At 70.6% G+C, this 18349-nt stretch carries 14 protein-coding genes and 1 pseudogene; 4 read left to right on the forward strand and 11 right to left on the reverse strand.

The window, feature by feature from the left end:
* Positions 1-7: 7 nt before the first annotated feature.
* Complete coding sequence (locus WME85_RS43075) at positions 8-646, reverse strand: hypothetical protein (RefSeq protein ID WP_437830043.1); 639 nt, start codon at positions 644-646, stop codon at positions 8-10.
* A 24-nt stretch (positions 647-670) separates the two neighbouring features.
* Positions 671-3568 carry a type VI secretion system tip protein TssI/VgrG gene (gene tssI / locus WME85_RS43080; protein ID WP_437830044.1) on the reverse strand — a complete coding sequence of 966 codons (2898 nt, stop codon included), beginning with the start codon at positions 3566-3568 and terminating at the stop codon, positions 671-673.
* Between the two features lie 525 nt (positions 3569-4093).
* On the opposite strand from tssI, the gene WME85_RS43085 reads away from it, so the two are divergent.
* Positions 4094-5947 carry a DUF2169 domain-containing protein gene (locus tag WME85_RS43085; RefSeq protein ID WP_437830045.1) on the forward strand — a complete coding sequence of 618 codons (1854 nt, stop codon included), beginning with the start codon at positions 4094-4096 and terminating at the stop codon, positions 5945-5947.
* Positions 5948-6103: 156 nt separating this feature from the next.
* Here the strand turns inward: WME85_RS43085 and WME85_RS43090 are convergent, their stop codons facing one another.
* The 5 genes from WME85_RS43090 to WME85_RS43110 form a co-directional block, all read right to left on the reverse strand.
* Positions 6104-6499: a YidH family protein gene (locus WME85_RS43090; RefSeq protein ID WP_437830046.1), complete on the reverse strand. Its 396-nt coding sequence runs from the start codon at positions 6497-6499 to the stop codon at positions 6104-6106.
* 136 nt (positions 6500-6635) lie between these two features.
* The gene (locus tag WME85_RS43095) at positions 6636-7016 is read right to left on the reverse strand and encodes a dihydroneopterin aldolase (protein WP_437830047.1); all 381 of its coding nucleotides are present in this window, start codon (positions 7014-7016) and stop codon (positions 6636-6638) included.
* 120 nt (positions 7017-7136) lie between these two features.
* Positions 7137-7445 (reverse strand): hypothetical protein, encoded by a 309-nt coding sequence (locus WME85_RS43100; RefSeq protein WP_437304881.1) that lies wholly within the window; start codon positions 7443-7445, stop codon positions 7137-7139.
* 359 nt (positions 7446-7804) lie between these two features.
* Positions 7805-8545 (reverse strand): Crp/Fnr family transcriptional regulator, encoded by a 741-nt coding sequence (locus WME85_RS43105; protein ID WP_437830049.1) that lies wholly within the window; start codon positions 8543-8545, stop codon positions 7805-7807.
* Between the two features lie 92 nt (positions 8546-8637).
* Positions 8638-12840, reverse strand: a complete 4203-nt coding sequence (locus WME85_RS43110; RefSeq protein WP_437830050.1) for a hypothetical protein — start codon at positions 12838-12840, stop codon at positions 8638-8640.
* Between the two features lie 660 nt (positions 12841-13500).
* Here WME85_RS43110 and WME85_RS43115 point away from each other — a divergent pair.
* Together WME85_RS43115 and WME85_RS43120 are read left to right on the forward strand one after the other, a co-directional pair.
* Complete coding sequence (locus tag WME85_RS43115) at positions 13501-14421, forward strand: hypothetical protein (RefSeq protein ID WP_437830051.1); 921 nt, start codon at positions 13501-13503, stop codon at positions 14419-14421.
* Positions 14422-14615: 194 nt separating this feature from the next.
* Complete coding sequence (locus WME85_RS43120) at positions 14616-15680, forward strand: hypothetical protein (protein WP_437830052.1); 1065 nt, start codon at positions 14616-14618, stop codon at positions 15678-15680.
* 48 nt (positions 15681-15728) lie between these two features.
* On the opposite strand, the gene WME85_RS43125 is transcribed toward WME85_RS43120, so the two are convergent.
* On the reverse strand, positions 15729-15992 hold the full coding sequence (locus WME85_RS43125) for a hypothetical protein (RefSeq protein ID WP_437830053.1): 264 nt from the start codon (positions 15990-15992) through the stop codon (positions 15729-15731).
* Positions 15993-16064: 72 nt separating this feature from the next.
* The gene (locus WME85_RS43130; RefSeq protein WP_437304892.1) at positions 16065-16460 is read right to left on the reverse strand and encodes a VOC family protein; all 396 of its coding nucleotides are present in this window, start codon (positions 16458-16460) and stop codon (positions 16065-16067) included.
* Between the two features lie 78 nt (positions 16461-16538).
* On the opposite strand from WME85_RS43130, the gene WME85_RS43135 reads away from it, so the two are divergent.
* Positions 16539-17129 carry a TetR/AcrR family transcriptional regulator gene (locus WME85_RS43135; protein WP_437304893.1) on the forward strand — a complete coding sequence of 197 codons (591 nt, stop codon included), beginning with the start codon at positions 16539-16541 and terminating at the stop codon, positions 17127-17129.
* A 187-nt stretch (positions 17130-17316) separates the two neighbouring features.
* On the opposite strand, the gene WME85_RS43140 is transcribed toward WME85_RS43135, so the two are convergent.
* Complete coding sequence (locus WME85_RS43140) at positions 17317-17649, reverse strand: hypothetical protein (RefSeq protein ID WP_437830054.1); 333 nt, start codon at positions 17647-17649, stop codon at positions 17317-17319.
* An 80-nt stretch (positions 17650-17729) separates the two neighbouring features.
* Positions 17730-18349: pseudogene (locus tag WME85_RS43145) on the reverse strand (hypothetical protein); the annotation flags it as partial.

Raw genomic sequence — 18349 nt, forward strand, 5'->3', positions numbered from 1 at the left:
GGGCTTGTCAGGGCGCACTGGGCGGAGGCACAGGACCAGGCCCCGGCTCACCTGGTAACGGGAAACGCGCGATGTAGCCGGTGCGCCGCTTGACGGGCAACGGCTCCACCTCGAGAGACGAGATGATGAGCACCGGATCGTGCACGATGTAGCCGGCCGACTCGGCGGTCTCGTTCGGAGGAGGCGCCGGATCGTGGTCCATGGTCGACCGCGGACGATAGCTCAGCACGAGGAACACGCGGGAGACCTCCTCGAGGACGGTCGGCGCGTTGACGTCGCGCGCCAGGCTCGAGTACTCATCGACAGGCAGCTTGATCCAGACCTCCCTTTGCCGCGCCTCCCCCGCGCGGATCCGCGAGAATAACGGCTTGTACACGATCCTGGGCATCACGTTGGGCGGATAGGGCGCCTGCGCGAAGACTAGCCGCAGGCTGTCGTTGCTGACGAACCGATAGACGCCGAACGGGTCGGGCACCCGCTCTCGCTTGTCGTCATAGTCCCACAGCCGATCTCCCACATAAAGTTCCTCGCTCGCCTCGATCTTGTACTCGAGCTTGAGCGACGGGTCGCCGCTGGCTCCCCGGGCATTGCTGAGTGACCATGTGAGCTCGAATGCGCTGGTGCGTTCCTGCTTCGATGCATGCATTGGGGTGAACCTCGATCGTCCACGTCACGGGCTGATGGGCGTCCCGTCGGGATTGCTGTAGCCGCCGCCGTGGTCTGTCCGGCGGTAAGGATAGTTCCGATCGCCCAGGTAGTCATTCTCGGCCGGGCTCGAGGCCACACCGGGTACAGTGATGTCGCTGCCTGGCCGGTTCACGCCGCCCTGGATGGTCTGCCACTCTTCCCGGTTGTCCCAGCCGCCGCCCATGCTCTCCCCTTGTCGATTGGTCCCGTAGGCGTTGTGCTCCGCGTGCCCCATTTCGTGGAACAGCGTCGCATCGGGTGGCTCACTTCGGTCGCTTGGACCGAGCTCGATCTCCGGATTGTAGGAGATCGTCGAGCCTGTGCCGGTGCCCGGGACCGGGTTGCCGCTCGCGTCGTAGCCGAGGCTGGCCGCAGCGCCACCCGAGTAACACAATGAGTTGTTCGGTCCATAGGTAGCCGCCTCGCTCGCCGAGTACTCACGGATCGTGACGTTGTGCCCGGCAGGGTTGTTCTGGATGTTGTTGAGGCGCGCGAGCCCCGACGGCGTCGATGCCATGATACCCAGATCCCGCATGACCTGGGCCTGGAACTCCGGATACCTCCCGCTCCCTGGTTGCACGACGATGTGATCCCCGATCCTGATCGAGCCGTCTGCCTGCCTCTCGACCGGCAATGGAAACGAGGCGCCGCCCACCAGCACCAGCGCCGCGCCGGTCGTGATGGTCGCTGGTGCGAGCTCGGTCACCCGGCCGGCGAACAACCCGGGTCCGTTGAGCTGTACGGGTGTGCCGCTGACCGTCGTCACCCCGCTCGAGGTCAGCTTCGCCGAGTCGGCGCCGCCGAGCTCGAGCTTCGTGGCCGTGATCTTCACGTCCTTCCCGGCCAGCGAGATCTTGCTCGTGGACACCGTGAACGCCTTGCCGGTGATCAACCGGGCTGACCCCCGGGCCGCGTTGAGGAGGACCCCGCGCCGCCGGCCGCGCAGGTGGATGCGATCCCGCGCGAAGATCTCGATGTTCTTCGCCTCGAGGGTGATCTTGTCCTTGCGCAAGGTGAGGGTCGCGCCCGCGCCTGTGTCCAGCACGATCTTCTTGTCGGTCATCACGATCGACGAAGACGTAGACAGGCCGCTCTCTCCGGGTGGCGCGATCATCACCACGTGCGTGCCGCCGACCGTCGTCGAGTCGATCGACCCGACGTGCGACGTCCGGTTCACGCCCACCGTGGTGCTCTGGTTCTGCCCGATCGTCACCCGTTCGTTCTGGACCACCTGCACGGACCGGTTCTTCCCGACTGTCACGCTCTCGTTCCGCTGCACCACGCGCGTCCGATCGCGCCCCACGACGCTGTCCTCGTCGTTCTTGACGAGCTTTTCCATGTCCTTCTCCGCCTGCATCCGGAGAAGCTCTTTCCCCGCGGCGTCCTCGAACATGAGCTCGTTGTAGCCGCCGGTCCCGCCGGTGGAGCTGCTCTTCCACCCGCTCTGTGTCTTGTTGTCGGGCAGGGCGTAGGGTACCTTCTGAAGGTTGGTGTACATCCGCCCGACGATGACCGGCCGGTCCGGATCGCCGCCGAGAAAATCGACCAGCACTTCCTGCCCGACGCGTGGGAGGCTGATGCTTCCGTATCCCGTGCCTCCCCAGGGCTGGCTCACGTGAATCCAGCAAGAGCTGTCATCATCCATCCGGCTCTCGCGATCCCAGTGAAAGTGGACACGCACGCGGCCGAATTCATCCGTGTGGATCTCTTCCCCGGGCGAGCCCACCACGGTCGCGCTCTCGACGCCGCTCACCTTGGGCTTGGGCGTCACGAGCGCCGGCCGGTAGGGCACGCCAGCACTGCGCGCCTCCGCGTGAACCGCCCAGCTCTCGCCTATGACCCCTCGCATCTGGGCCGCGACGACGAGCAGAGTGCGATCTTCCGCGAGATCCCCCCGCGGGTGATCCAGCAGGCTGATGACGACGCCGGGGGCAAGGTCGACCACGTTGCTATCGAACGTGCAGGTGAACGCATCCGAGCGCTTGGCCTCCAGCCGTCGCTGCGCCGCCGCCGCGCCCTCGGACTCGTCGGCCCGGTAGCGGCCCTTGTCGTCCGCGTTCGGGGTCGGGTCGCCCTTGTCGCTCTCGAAGAGGAACGCGCCCGGCGTGTAGTGATAGCGCTCCAGCCTTTCCTCGACCCCGGACGCCGCCGCGGTCGCGAGGAGCTTGTAGCTCGGCGCTCGACGATAATCGTGATCCCGCAGCGTGTAGCGACCGGGCCGCAATCGCCGGCCAACGCGGACGGCGGTCACATGCTCCTTGTTCAGGTCGCCGGGCTTGTCGCGGAACGCGATCTTGGGATCGCGCATGTCGTTCATGTGAGGCGCGTCAGAGAGCACGAGCCTCGACTCTCCGCTCTCGTCGGCGAAGTAGAACGAGACCCCGGCGTCCTCGAGCAACCGGCAGAGAAACGCGTAGTCCGACTCGCCGTACTGCACCCGGTATTTTCGCTTCTTGTACGTCCCCGAGAGCTTCTTGGCGGGCTCGATGCCCCACTCGGAGAGGAGCTCCAACGCGACGTCGACGTCGGACATCCGCTGGAACATGCGATGGTTGCGCCGCTCGGTCGCGAAATAGAGCGTCGGGACGATCTCGATCACGTAGGTCGACAGCCCCGACTCCTCGGCCGATATCTCCTGCATGTCCTTGCAGATACCCGTCCAGGTGCGCGAACGCTCCGCGCCGCCGAGGTTGCTCTGTGCCCGGAAGCTGGCAGGCTGGCCGACGACGGCCTCGAAATCGATGTCCGGATTCTCGGTGACGGCGGTGATCATGACCGAGAAGAGCGATGAAATACGCTCATCGATCGTGAACTCGCGCACGTCGAGCAGATCACCGGACGCGATGCTGACGGAGAAGCTGGCGTGTCTCGATGCGATCATGGCGTGGTCGCTGTGCCCCAGATCGCACGCTATCCAACTTCGCCTGCACGCACAAGCCCGGCGTGTTTATGGGGTGGCGGTGCCCCACACGGCCGGGTTCTTCTCGGTCCCAGGGCCGATCACGCAAACATGGCGCGCGCTACACGTCGATGATGCATTTTTGCATGGATTCACTGCACACATCGGGCCTGCCAGGAGTTCCCTTGTGATGGGGGTCCCCGGGGTGCAGGGACCGCAGGCCAGCACCGGGCAATCCGAGTCCGTCTTGCACGAAACCTCCGCGATTGGGGCTGCCCCCGGGGTGGGTCTCGACACCGGAGCGCCCGTCGAAGCGACAGAAGCAGTGGACGATGCGGTCGGCGCGGTCTCACTCGGAGGCGCGGAGGTGCGATCGGCGCAAGCGAACGCGCCGCAGGAAAGGAGAGACAGGAGACTGACTATGCGGTGCGTCATGGCCGGTTGGGTGACAACTATAGGTGGAGAGGACAGGCCTCGCAAGGTTGAATGGTGGTAGGATCGCGCGGCATGGATGTCGTCGCCGCACCGCCCTTTCGCGCATCATCAATCGTCTGGCTGCCTCGCCCATCCGCCTCGATGCTCACCGTCGTCTGCAAGACGACCTTTGTCCTGCTCCCGGGCGAGTCGCGGGTCGCGCCAGAGCAGGATCCACCGAACACGTCTGACGAGTACCTGAACCGTGACGAGCGCTGCAGCCTGCGCGAATCCAGCGATCTTGCGCCGTTCAAGCGCCACGCCGACGTGATCCTGGTGGGCCACGCCTATGCGCCGCGCGCCCAGCCGACCTCGCGGCTCACTGTGCGGCTGAGTGTCGGCGAGCTGGACAAGGCGCTCGAGGTGCACGCGGACCGCGCGTGGACCTCATATGGCGAGTTCCAGCAAGGAGCGCCGTTCCTCAAGATGCCGCTCGTCTACGAGCGGGCGGCGGGCGGGCCGACCACGTGGAACCCGGTGGGGATGAGCGCGCACGGACGGCCCGATACGTATGGGACCGTGCCGGTGCCGAACCTGCTTCCTCCCGGGTTTCGCGTCTCAAGGCAAGGAGAAGACATCCCGCCCATCGGGCTTGGACCGATCGCGCCCCGCTGGCCTGGGCGGCTGGCAAAGCTGTTCTGGCATGCGGGGGCCTGGGATTTCTCTCGCTGGAACGAGCGGCCTTTGCCGGAGCACATCGACGCTGCGTACTTCAACGTGGCGCCCGAGGACCAGCAGGTGGGCGAAATACGAGGCGACGAGCGCATCTTGCTGGAGAGCTTGCATGCGGAGCACGCACGGCTCGTGACCAGGCTGCCGGGGATCGTGCCTCGGGCCGTGGTGCAGCGGACCGGGGTCCCGGCACAACAGATACGGCTGCGCTGCGATACGCTGAGCATCGATACCGATCGGGGGGTGTGCCATCTGGTGTGGAGGGGGCAGGTGGCACTCGCGCGAGCGGACGAGCAAGGGCTGGTGACGATCAGACAGGAAGTCCAGGATGTCGGGGACACGACGACGATGATGGCCGCCGTGCCTGCCATGACACCCGCGTTGCCGTTCCGCGGGGCAGCGCTGGACTCATGGCAGTGGCCTTTGATGACGCCGCCGATCCCAGGACAACCGCAGCGCCAGGAGGACGACGGGACCGGGACTCTCCCCGCGGTTCCCGGGGCGTCTCACGGGGTCTTACCGTTCACCGGTCCTGTCGATCAGCAGACCCCGCCGCCGGGGCCGTCGTCCGTTTCTATCAGCGATGCGCCGCCCTTCGCGACAGCGCCGGTCGCTGCACAGGTGAGCAGTCTCACCGAGCTGGCGCCGGGTCCTGCTCGGGAGGCATCGGCCTCGCCGAGCGGCGGCCCATGGACGAGCATGGATCTGTCCACACCGACGGCTGTGGTCGCGCCGCAGGCTGCCGCGGTCGGGCTCGCGGAGCCGGTGGCCCCGGCGCCTGAGCCCGCGCAGGCGCTCCCGCTGGCCGCTTTTCCTATCGAGCGCGTCGCATCCATCGCTGCGTCCATCGCGCGAAGTAAGAGCGAGAAGGTAGCGATCCTGAAGCGGAACGACCTGACGGCCGCGCGCTGGGCTTCGCTGGAGCGCCACTGGGAAGAGGCTATGAAGCGCGAGCTGTCGCGCGGCAAGATGGAGCTGCTCTCGGCCTATGACGACGCTTACGTGGCGCAGATCGAGGCCGAGCGGGGCATCATCATGGTCGAGGAGTATGCACGGCTGCTCGTGGCCGCGGAGAGAGGTGCCGAGCGCGAGGCGCTGGACGCGATGGGCCTGCCACGCGGAGCGCTGCTGCGGGTGCGTCGGGTCTGGCTGAAGAAGACGGCCGCCGATGCGAGGCTCGCGAAGCGCGTGCGCGAGGCGATCGAGGAGGAGTGAACAGCGTCGCTTGCGCCTCCGGGCGACGGCTCTCCGTACCGGAGCGAGGGTATCGAAGGAAGCCCTGGTAGCCGCCGAGCGCCATCTCCCGCGCGCCCTACCCCCGCACGTACATCCTTGTTTTCATCTCGCGCCGAGGGGCTCCGCCCTCCCGGCTCACGACGAGAACAGCCAGACGATGCTCGCCGCGCCGCTCAGGAAGATCGCCGCCGTGAAGATCAGGATCGCCGTCCGGTCGGGCCGGTAAGCCCCGCGCTCGATATCGCTGTAGGCCCGCAGGTAGCGCACCGCGGCCCAGCCCATGAGCGCCATCCCGAGCAGGACCATCCACACGCCGACCCCGACCGCGTCGTGCAACAGCGAGCGCGGTCCGGCCTGCGCGGCCTTGTTCTCCGTCTCCAGGAAGTACTGGCCGACCCGGTTGATGGTGATGCCGAAGCTGAGCAGCGCGATCGACGTGCGCACGTAGGCGAGGTGCGTCCGCTCGTTCGCCAGGTGCTCTCTCGCGTAGGCCTCGGTCCGCTTCGTTGTCTCTTCGCCGGCGCCGGTCATGGAGCAGCTCTTCAACGCCCGGTGTCGCCGTGCAGCGCCCGCGTCGCGCCGCCCCCGGGGCGCTCCCGTCCGCGGCTCCGCGCCGTCCTCCGGGGCGTGGCCGCGGCGGCGGCCCGCCGCGCCTGCAAGCTCGAGCTCACCCGCCCTTGCGCCCAGAGAGCTCGACCGACGCCGAGTCCACGGAGACCGAGGTCGGGGGCCCGAACTTCTTCACCTGGACCGTGACGCCGAGGGCCGGCGTGTCCTCGAGGACGCGCCCGATGATCCGCTCGGCGAGCGTCTCGAGCAGCTTGTACGAGGCGCTCGTGCCCGCCTCGACGACGAGGCTCGCGAGCCGGTCGTAGTCGAACACCCGCGCCCGCGTGTCGGCGCGGGGCAGCAAGGCGACCGGGAGATCCACCTCCAGGCACACGACGAAATCCTGGGGCAGGTCGCGCTCGGCGCGGGACACGCCGTGCTTGGCGCGAAAACGGATGCCGTCGAGGCGGATCCGGTACGTCTGGATCATAGGCTCCATCGACGCCCCCCTAGCACGCCTTCCGTCCGGCTTCTTCCGCCGCAAGGGGGCGTCCGTGGGCTCGCCCGCCCGGGCGGCCCTCCCGCCGGCGATCCGGCGCGGCGGCCCCGCGCCGGCCCCTCAGAGCGGACGCTTGAAGCACACGGCGTCGATCTTCGCGGTCATCTCGCTGCGCAGGAACTGCACCGGCTCCCACCCCTCCTGTCCGAACCGCTTGAGGACCGGGTTCCATCCGGTGGCGTTGGTCACCTCGATGACCTGGCTGTCGTTGACGCGCGCGGTCTCGACGTCCACGCACCGGATCTCCCAGCGGGGCGGATCCGTCCCCGCCTGCACCGGCGGCACCAGGAAGCGCGGCGCGACGTACGACGCGGAGCAACCGAAGAAAAACGCGACGGCGATGGCTGTTCCGGAGCTGAGCTTCGGCATGAGCGGTCCTTTCCTGCGGGTCGACTCGCGAAAGGCGTATCGGCGCTCCGTACGCCACGTCAACTGGGAACGGCGCGCGTCGCGGCGCGGACGTCGGCCGTCCCGCGCGGCACGGCCGACGTCCGCGCCGCCCGCGCCACCTCCGCCGCCATCCGCGCATAACGGGCGCTGGGTGGTGCTGTCATTTGCCCAGAGAGGGTTCACATGAAGGCGGTAAGGCGGGAAGATCATTGAGATTTTCTTCCCGCCTTACCGCCTTCATGTTCAAATGACAGCACTACTGGGCGCTGCGCCGCGGGCTCGCCGCTCAGGCCGCCGCCTGTCGCCGCTCGCCGCTCGCCCCTCGCCGCCGCGGACCGCTATCGCTTGCGGGCGAGCGCCTCGCGGTCCTTCACGATGAGCCGCCGCCCTGCCACGTCGAGCAGGCCCTCCTTGCGGAGCGCCCCGAGCGTCAGCGTCACGGTCTCCCGGGTCGAGCCGATCACCTGCGCGATCTCCGCGTGCGTGATCGGCGCCGAGATCAGCGTCCCGCGCGGCGTCGGCACGCCCCACCGCTCCGCCGCGTGCAGGAGGAACTCGGCCAGCCGCCCGCCCACGTTCTTGAACAGCATCGACTCGATGCGGTCCTCGGTCTCCCGATGCCGCGCGACGAGCAACGCGAACACCGCGCCCCCGAACCCCGGGTGCTGCACGCAGAGCTCGCGGATGAGCGCGAGCGGCACCCGGACCACCTCGGCCTCATCCATGGCGACGGCGCGCTCCGTCCGCGTCTCCATCCCGCCGAGGCACGACTCGCCGAGCACATCGCCGGTGCCGCGGTAGCTGAGCGGGAACGCCGCGCCCGCCGCGTTCACGCGCTCGACCCGCGCCCGCCCCCGGCCGAGCACGACCAGCGAGTCGGCAGGCGAGCCCTGCTCGAAGATCGCCGTGTCGGACTCCACCACCTCGAGCACGGCCGCCTCCGTGACCGCCTCCCTGACCGCCCGGTCCGCCTGCGCGAACAGCGAGGAGAGCCGGAAGGCGCGCGCGACCCGCGCCCTCGCGGGATCAGACGCCTGGCGCCCGGCATCGGGCGCGTACTGCGAATCCAGATCGCTCACGGTAGGGAGCGGAAGAGTAATCCATCTTTCGTAGGTTGACACACACGAACACCCCGGCCCCCGGCCGGCGGGCGTCGGGCGGGGCGCTGCGGTCAGCGTCCGTCGCGGCCGATCTGCACGACGATGTCCCTGTCGAGCGCGCCGTCCGCCGCGCGCGCGAACTGCTGGAACCGCGGGTAGGCGTCGGGCTGCACGCGGCCGGCCGGCAGGTCCAGGAAGCGGTCGAGGACCAGCGCGCCCCTCTCGAAGCGGTCGTTCACGCGCACAGTGCGCCCCTCATTTTCCGCCGCGAATGGAGCGAGCTTCGTCGCCACGCGCGCGCCCGGGGGGAGCTCGACCCGGAGCCGCACCTCCGAGCGGGTCGCGATCTGCTCGGACAGGTAGAGCGGCGTCTCCCGGACCGGCAGGCTGGCGAGGCTCGCCACGCGGACGCCGAACGGCGGCGACAGGACGAGCTCCGGGCCCTGCGCGCGCGCGAAGCTCGCGGCCGAGATCTTCATCTTCAGGGTGAGCGGCCTGTCGATCTCGGTCAGCTCCTTGACCTGCATCTCCTCCAGCCGCGCCCCTGGCACCATCTGCGGCAAGAGCCGCGACTCGACCGCGTCCCTGAGCTGCGCGTCGGGGAGCGACTCCAGGGCCGAGCGCAGCGCGATCGCGAGCTTGCCCTCGTAGCGCTGCTCGATGGTCAGCGACGCCGAGCCGTCCCTGGCCACCTGGGCGACGCCCTCGGTGACGACGCCGTCGTGCGCGCCGGACGACGGCGTCACCTCGCGCGGCGTCCCGGGCCGCAGCACGACGGCCGGCTGCCCGCGCAGCGAGCTCGGCAGGTAGCCGTACGGCGCGAACTTGTCGCGCACGAACATCCAGCGGACCCCGCCCGCGCCGGGCTTGTCGCCGGTGTCGAGGCGCACCGCGAGCGCGTTGAACGTCTCCGCCTCGCTCATCGGCCCGCGCGGCGGCGCGGTGAGCCGGTCGCTCACGACGCCGTAACCGGCGTCGATCCCGAGCAGGCGGCACAGGTAGAGGAACGCCTCGGTCCGGTTGCCGCTCTTGCCGATGACCACGCGGCGGCCGTCGTTCTCGCGCCCTGCCTCCACGTTGGCGAGCACCCACCGGTAGATGCGGCGCGCCTGCTCGTCCTTCGACGGCGCGGCCCCTCCGCCCTCGCCGCGCGCGCTCGACGCCGGCCGCGCGCCGGCGTACCCGCCCTTGCCGACCGCGCCCTGCTCCCCGTTGCTGCCCCCGGCGGCCGGCTCCCCCTTGCCGCCCCCAACGTCCCGCGCGCGCGGGACGTTGGGGGCGGCGCCCGCGGCCGGCGTGAGCGCGATCGACCGGGCGATGCGCACGAGCCGCGGGTCGCGCGGCGTCTCGTCGGCGGCCGCGTCGACCATGCGCGCGATCGTGCTCTCCAGGCGGATGCCCCAGCCGATGCGCAAGTTCGGCAGGAACTCGGCCGCGGGCGCGCTCGCCGGCTCCTCCGGGAGCGCGGGGCTCCTGTCGACGCGGTAGCGCCGGGTGACGAGCGCGCCGGACTCGAGGATCTCCGGCGTGGGCACCCGGCCGGAGGTCTCCACGTCGAGCGGGCGGCTCTTCGGCGACACGACGATGAACTCGCTCCGCCAGTAGGGCACCTTCTCCTCGCGGAAGAACCAGCGCGGGCCCTGGAACGTGAGGCCCCCCTGGCCGTCGCCGCGCAGGACGAACAGGTTCTCGACCTCGATGTAGTCGCCCACCTCGAGGTGCGGCATCGTCACGGTCGGCTTGTCCTCGATGAACTCCGGCTCGTGGATCGACCCGTCGCGCTTGACCGTGCGGAGCTTGAGCACGAGCCCCTCGGGCACGCGCTGCTCGGCGTGCTCCTGGATCGCCTCGCGCGACTGGATCCGGATGATCTCGTGCTGGAGCATCCGCGCCGAGCCGTCCTCGTGGACCCACATGGCCGCGTAGTCGAGCACGCGCGCCGCCGTGCCGGGCATGACCTCGCCCGAGGCCTCGTGCTCGGCGATCACCTTCTTCGAGTCGAGCCGGTAGGGGCTGAGCTCTGTCGTGCCGTCGAGCAGCTCGATCGCGTCGCGCAGCTCCGAGGTGTCGGCGCCGGTGCGGATCGCCTCGATGAGCGCCTTCTGGAGGGCGTCGCGCTCGCCCCGCGCGAAGCGCGCGTCCGCGAGCGCGAGGCGCGCGTCCGCGTCGTCCGGCGACTTCGCGAGCGCGCGCTCGAGCTGCTCGAACGACTCGCTGCGCTTGCCGGCGCGGGTGAGCAGGTCGGCGATGCGCAGCGCGATGTCCTTGCGGTCCTTGCGGGCCGAGCCGATGCGCGTGAGCTCCTTGATGGCCGCCGCGTAGTCGCGCCTGTCGATCGCCCGCTCCAGCTCGATCTCCGCGTCGGGCTCGAGCGCCCGGATGCGTGCGGCGAGCGCGTCGGCCTCCGCGACGCGCCCGTCGCCGTCCTGGATGCGGAGGAGCGCGCCCAGCACCTCGACGTCGTCCGGGAAGCGCGCGGCGGCCTCTTTCACGGTGCGGACCTGCTCGACCCGCCAGCCGAGGCGCGAGTACATGGCCGCGAGCGTCTTCAGGATGTCGGGCACCTCCCGGAACTGGTCGGCGAGGGCCTCGATGGTGCGGGTGACCTCGGACAGGCCGACCTTGTCGGCTTCCTCGAGCGCGAGCCAGAAGCGGGGGTACCAGAGCTCCGGGTCTTTCTCTGCGGCGCGCGCGCGCACGTCTTTCACGAGGTCGCGGCCGTCGGACGCCGGGAAGATCGGGTCTTTCTCGAGGAAGAGCGCCTGCGCCGCGAGGGCGGGGCCGGTGGCGCGCGCCGGGTCGGCCACGAGCGGCTCGAGCAGCACCGCGCTCACGTCGTCCTGGCCTTCGAGGTGCGCGACGGTCGCGGCGAGGTACCGGGCGATCGGGTCGTCCACGTCGCGCGCGGGGCGCGGCGCGCCGCGCAGGCCGAGGGCGCGCGCCACCTTCGGCGCGGGCTGCGGCGGCACGCCGAGGGCCGTGAGGAACGGCTCGATCGGGTTGGGGTCGGGGAGGACCTCGGGCGGGACGAGCGCGTACGGCGGCGCCGGGTCGGCGGACGTGGTCACGCCGAGGGGCGTCCCGTCCGGCGCGAGCAGGCGGATGGACGTGTCGCCGCTGCCGACGCGGGCGAGGATGCGGTGCCGGCCGGGGCCGAGGCGCAGGCGCGCGCCGAACCTGGGCCAGATGCCCCATTGCTTCGTGTCGCGCGTCAGCACCTCGACGTCGTCGACGAGGATGGCGAACGCCCCCTGGACTGCGACGATCATCTCGCGCTCGGCGGGCAGGTCGACGAAGGTCTCGACGTAGAAGATGCCGCCGCGCGCTCCGGCGCCGGGTGACCCGTCCGGCGCGACGGCGGAGAGCTGGCAGCCGCGGCGCTCGGCGCCGAGCACGCGGGGCGGGTCGGCGCGGCGGGGGTCGCGCGGGAACACGGGCGGCCAGGGGCCGGCGCGCTCTGCTTCGTGGTGGACGCGGTGGTCGCTCTCGGCGAGGTGGCCGAAAGGGCCGGCGAAGCGGGCGTTCTCGATGCAGCCGTAGCGGCGCGCCGCGAGGTCGATGAGCGGGACGGAGGGCGCGGCTGCGGCTCCGGCGGGCGCGGTGCTGGCGCTGCCGGTGGGCGCGGCTCCGGCGCTGCCGGTGGGCGCGGCTCCGGCGCTGCCGGTGGGCGCGGCTCCGGCTCCGGAGCCGGCGGCGCGCGCCGCGGCGGCTGCCTCGTCGGGCAGCCCCTCGATGCTCCACCACTCGACGAGCTCGCCGCGCGCGCGCCAGCCGAGGTTCCCGGGGTGGTCGATCGCGCGCAGGACGACCTCGCGGGATTTCTTCCAGAGGCCCACGACGCTGGATCGCAGCCCGAGCAGGTGGTTCGCGGCGAGCCAGCCCACGAGCGGGGCGTCGGGGTGGGCGCTCAGGCGGGCGGCGTCCAGCGCGTCGAGGTAGGCCGCTGCCGCGCGCGCGTTGCGCCCGTGTCCCTCGTCGTCGATCGCGCGCCCGAGCGACGCGAGCATCGTCTTCTTCTTCTTCGCGTCGAGCCCGTCGAGGCGCTTGCGCGCCGCCTTGACCCCTGCGGGCGTGCCGCCTGGGACGAGGAGCTCTCCGAGCAGCCATCGGCCGACCACCTCGCTGTCGGTCGAGTGGACGGCGGCGTCGCGGAGCGAGGCGATCGGGTCGGGCGGCCGGGGCGTGGTGGCCACGCTGCAGGCGCCGAGCGCGAGGGCCAGGGTGGCGGCGCCGGCGAGCCGGAGGAGCGCAGAGGTGGGGCGGGGAGCGCGCATCGGCTCGGTCCTTAGCGCGAGCGCCTGCGTGCGCACAGGGATCCCGCGCATTCCGCGAGGTCGAGCTGCAGGCCTTCGGTCGAGCTGCAGGCCTTCGGGTCGAGCTGCAGGCCTTCGGGTCGAGCTGCAGGCCTTCGGGTCGAGCTGCCAGCCTTCGGTCGTGCTGCCGGCCTCCGGGTCGCGCTCGCCGCGCTCGCAACCTTGGTTACTCCGGGGACGTTGTGGGCCTCCTCGCTCCGCCGACTGGGCTGGTGGCCAGTTTCGGGGTTCCTCCTGGATATTGAATCCAGACGTGAATGCGGGAGGCCGGAGGCCGACAACGCGTCACTGCGCAGCGCCCACCCGTGTGAGGTGCATCCCCCACAGGCGTGAAGGGACATCGCCCCTCCGAGAAAAACCAACCCGACAATACAATGGGGTTTCTGCGCTCGCCTCACGAGCGGTCCGCCGGCACGACGGCGCTTGCAGCCCCGGAAGTCCCACGTTCGCCGGATAGCCTGATTGACAGACGAGAGCGCCCTGTAGGATCAGTGGGCCTCGGGCAAGGAGGTTCACACTGTGCGCACGAGCACTCGTCTTGGTATTCCGCTGGGGTTCGCGCTGCTCACCCTTGCGCCAGGGGCGCTCGCCGAGCGTCCTTCCGAGACGAGCGTTCGTCTCATGGCGCAGGCGCACGCCGCGGTCGACGAGGGGCGGCTGGCCGACGCGCGCGACCTGTGGATGGCGGTGTGGAAGGTCGAGCGCTCCCAGGTGGCCGCCTGCAACATCGGGGCGCTGTCGTTCCGGCTCGGCGAGGCGCCGTCCGCCGTCCGGTGGCTCTCGCTGTGCAAGGAGATCATGCGAAAGCCCAGGACGCCCGGCGAGCGCGCGCTCTACGAGTCACGGCTCGCGGATCTGGCCCGCGCGCGCCAGCTCGTCGGCGAGCTCCGCGTCGTCGCGCCCGCGGGCGCGGCGCTCACGGTCGATGGCGAGCCTGTCGAGCTCGATGGCGGCAAACCCGTCCCCGTCCTTCCGGGGCGCCACGTCGTGCGGGCGTCGCTGAATGGCAAGACGGCGGAGGCGGAGGTCGACGTCCCGCGCGGCGGGGCGCGGGAGGTGAGGCTCACCTTCGCTGCGCCGGTCGAGGAGCCCCGCGCCGCGGGCGAGCCTGGCGCGGCGCGCGGACCTCGCTCCGCGAGCGAACCTGGCGCCGCGCTCGCCCCCGGCGCCCCGCAGCCGAGCCCCTCGCCTCCTCCGCGCCCCGGGCCGCGGCCGGACGTGATCGTCGGCGGCGTGGGGATGTCCGCCACGCTCGCGGCGCTCGGAGGCGTGATGATGATGGCCACGGAGAAGAAGGAAGCGGCAGGCCGCGCGGCGGCCCGCTCCGCGGGGCCGAGCGGTTGTTTCCGGGTGACCTGGCCGATGTGCCGCGACTCCGCCTCGGCTTACAGCGACATGCGCGCCTTCCGGACCGTGGGCATCGTCGCGTTCGCCGCGGGAGGCGCGGCCCTGGCCGCCACGCTCACCTACGCCCTGGTCCCGCGCGGGCAAACCGAGGTCAGCGTGTCGGCCGACGGCATCGCGGTGAAGGGCGTCTTCTGACGCGCGGTCCGCTGTCGGGCGCGCCGAGGCAGGGTGCCCGAGGCGCCGCGGCACACTGACGAAAACTTGCGTGACGAACGCGCGCCCAGCGCGGCATAGTCGGGACGAAGAACGATCATCGGGCCGACGACACCCTGGGGGATTGGGGCCTCCGGGGTGCCCGCGCCTCAGCCTCGTGCCGGAGGACTGGACGCATGAAGCGACGTGCTGCGCATTGCATTATCTCAATATTTTTTCTCACCAGCTCGACACTTTTCTTCGCCTGCGGTGGGCCTTACCAGGGTGCTGCCTGCGAGGTGACGGACGACTGCCACTCGGAGCACCAGAACGTGCCGGGCACGATCTGCGTGGATGAGGTGTGCGAGTGCTGGGAGCCTGGCAAGGTCGTCTGCTGCGCGCGCGGCGAGAGGGAGCCGGGGTGTATCCTCGAGTGCCGTTCGTGCGACGAGTGCGGGGAGGACAGGCCGGCGGAGTGCGAGGGGGTGCCCGAGCCGCCTGGAGGGTGCGAGAGCGACGCGGAGTGTCCGGGACCGCCGGACGCGCGCTGCGGCGCGGGGCGGTGCGTGGAAGGCGCGTGCGAGGTCGAGATCACGGTGGGCCCGCTGGGCTCGCAGCTCCGCGGCGACTGCAAGCAGGACGAGTGCACGAAGGACGGCCGTGTGGTCAACGTGGCGGCGTACGACATCTACAATGACGGGAACGAGTGCACGAACGACCTGTGCGATTACGACACGCCGGTGAACGCGCAGCTCACCGGCGTGCTCTGCCCGGTCTCGGGGGCCGGGCGTTGCCATGAGGGGCAGTGCGTGGAGTGTATCGATAGCGATCCAACGATGCCCTGCCCGAACGGTCTGGTGTGCGACGGCACGTTATGCGTGCGGGACCACTGTGTGAACAATCGGCACGACCCGGGCCTCGGCGAGACCGATTACAACTGCGGTGGCCCGTGCAAGCCGTGCCCGATGGGCTTCGACTGCGCGACGGGAGACGACTGCCTTGAAGGGGTGTGCGACTCCGGCATTTGCAGGGCGCCCACGTGCGCCGACGGCGCCAAGAACGGCGTCGAGACGGGCGTCGACTGCGGCGCGCCGTGCCCGCGCTGCGCTCCGGAGGGCGGCTGCAAGACCGGCGCGGACTGCACGAGCGGCGTGTGCTGGGCAGGCGCCTGCGAGGCGCCCGCGTGCACCGACGGCATGAAGAACGGCGGCGAGCGCGGGGTCGATTGCGGTGGGGAGTGCGACGCGGAGTGCCCGGGCTGAGGGCCGGGCTGTGGGCCCGGGACACGCCGGGGCGAGAGATCGCCGCGGTTACCTCCAGAACTCCCACCACCGCTTGGCCGCTGCCGCCATGCAAGCCGCCTCCGCGAAGATGACGGACGGCACACGCTCGACGTCCGGGCCCTCCTCGAAGACCAAGTTGTCCGCGTCGAGGCGGTACACTTGGAACGCGTTGAACGACTCCCCCGACGCGAGCTCGGCCACGACCTGAATCGCGTCGACATCCTCCAGCGCGCCGCGGGGCCGGACGCGCACGTCCCGGTAGACGGCGGCCGCGCGCAGGTGCTCTGCCACGGCCTTCTGCCTCAACCCGGTGATGAGCAGGTTCGATCCGGATCTTCGTCACCGCTAACACCCGTCAGACCTTCAGCCCCGCGCCCTCACCGCGTAGACGTTGATGGGCGTCCCGTCCGGGTCGCGGAACAGCATCGACCGATTGCCCCACGGCTGGTCGGTCGGTTCCTGGATCCAATCGGTGACGTGCGCCGCGATCCGGGCCCGCAGGGCGTCGACCTCGGCGACGGAGTCGACCTCCAGCTCGACGATTGCCGAGCGGTTGGCCCCGGCCACCGCGGCGCCGCGGTTGAACCGCTCCACGGACGCGGCGCTGCCGATGGCCAGCGTCGCGCCGCTCAGGCGGAGCTCGACGTAGTCGGCGCCGCTGCCGAAGGGTACGCTGGGCGCGACACCGGTCACGCTCTCGTAGAATGAAGCGAGCGCGGGGACATCTTGGGTGACGAGGCGGATCGATGCGAGCTTCATGGGTGGAGGTCCTTTGCTGATGGTGAACGACGTCTCGAACGATACGCTACGGTACCGTAGCGTTCCGGGCAAGCGATAATGGAGCCGCTCGACCGGGGCGCCGGCAGCCGCGCCGCCCGTTCGCGGGCTACGGTGCTCGCTGAGACCTACAAGCTGCTCACCGAAGGGGGCATCGGTGGGGTCAGCATCGACGAGATCGCACGCCGGACCGGCGTCGCCAAGACCACCATCTATCGCCACTGGCCCTCGCGCGCCGCGCTGCTCCTCGACGCGTGCAGCCAGCTCGGCGCCTCAGCGGCCGTGCCGGACACCGGCAGCCTGCACGGTGACCTCACCGCGCTCGTCACCGAGCTCGCGGCGGGGCTGAGCTCGCCGGGCTGGCCGGCGGTGCTGCCATCGATCATCGACGCCGCCGAGCGCGACCCCGAACTCGCCGCGCTCCACGCCGCGCTCCACGCCCGTCTGATGGAGCCGCTGCTCGTCGTCGCCAAACGCGCCAAAGAGCGCGGCGAGCTCCCTGGGCAAAGGCCCGAGGACGTGGTTGCCGCCGTCGCCGGGCCGCTGTTCTACCGCCGCTGGTTCTCGAAGGAGCCGCTCGACGCGCGGTTCGCGGCTGCCGTGATCCGCGCCAATGCGCCGACGCGCCCTGTCCGGCGCCGCCCCCGTTGACACAGCAGACCAAGCGGTACACCGCCGACCAGCGTGAGCCGTGGCGGCGACGCCCAGCTCCTGACCGTGCCACCCCGAGCGTGGCCTTGGCGGTGGCGGTGTCGACGTCGTCGTCTCCGCGACACCGGGGACGAGGCGGAAGCGATGGGGCGAGGTATGGGACTCTGCGGCCCTCCAGGGGCGCCCGTCACCGAATTTCGTCGCCAGAATCCCGCGCATCCTGACCACCGCTAACATAGTAGGGCAAATAGCGCTCGATGAACCGGACGTGTCTACCGGTGACGACGGTCACCTCGTAGGGCGACTGCCGGGTCTCGGTCTCGTCGCTGATCTCGTGGATGAGCTCGCGCGCGCGTGGCTCGACGGAGCGCCAGGCGTCGTCCGGCAACGCCGTGGCTTCGAGCGCTTCGAACAGCAGCTCCGGCCGCGTCGACAGCGCTTGGAGGACCTGCTCTCGTGTGATCTCGACGTCGCCGAGCAGGATGCCCTCCACGTCCTGCTCCATTTGCACGGAGATCATGGCCGCCTCCGCCTCCACGGAGCGCACACCGCTGCCGATGGCCATCTCGAGGGAGTACGGGTAGATCCCCTTCCACTCGTCCGCGGCTTGAGCACCGTGTCCACCTGCGCCCGCAGGTCCGCCGGCACCGGCATATCCACGAACGAGTCCGACGCATCCATGAACCGCCGCACGACCCCGGCGATCCGGTTCTGCGCCTTCAGGAACGCGTTCGTCTCCGCCAGCAACACCCCCATCCGGTCGCGCAGCGCGATCTCCAGCGCCGCGCTGTTCGCCCTCCACGACCGCACGTTCGCCACGAAGTCCGCCCGCGCGACCACGACCCCGCCGCTCACGCCCGCTTCCAGCGCCCGATCACCGCGTCCGCGTACGCCGCGTAGGGATCCCTCCCCCCGTCCACCGCCCCGTCCACCTCCGCGATGTCCGGCGCCTCCACCCACGGCACCTCGCCCTCCCCAAGCGCGTACGCCTGCGGGTCGTCCGGGCTCCACCCCTCGGTGTTTGTCGTCGATGAGGACGGCGCTGAAACGGCGGCGGACAGCCTCGAGAGCGTGGATGCCCACCCCCGGCCCGTGCTCGGCGCTTCGCGCCTGCGCGCGGTCCGCCCCTCCCTCATCGCGCGCTCCGCGCGCTCAGGGAGGGGTGCGCCGTCGGGTATCCGTGGCCGGGATGCGAAGTTCGGATGAAGGAGAGCGTGCAC

Origin of the sequence: Sorangium sp. So ce1153 (assembly GCF_051521595.1) — a bacterium.
Classification (GTDB): Bacteria; Myxococcota_A; Polyangia; order Polyangiales; family Polyangiaceae; genus Sorangium.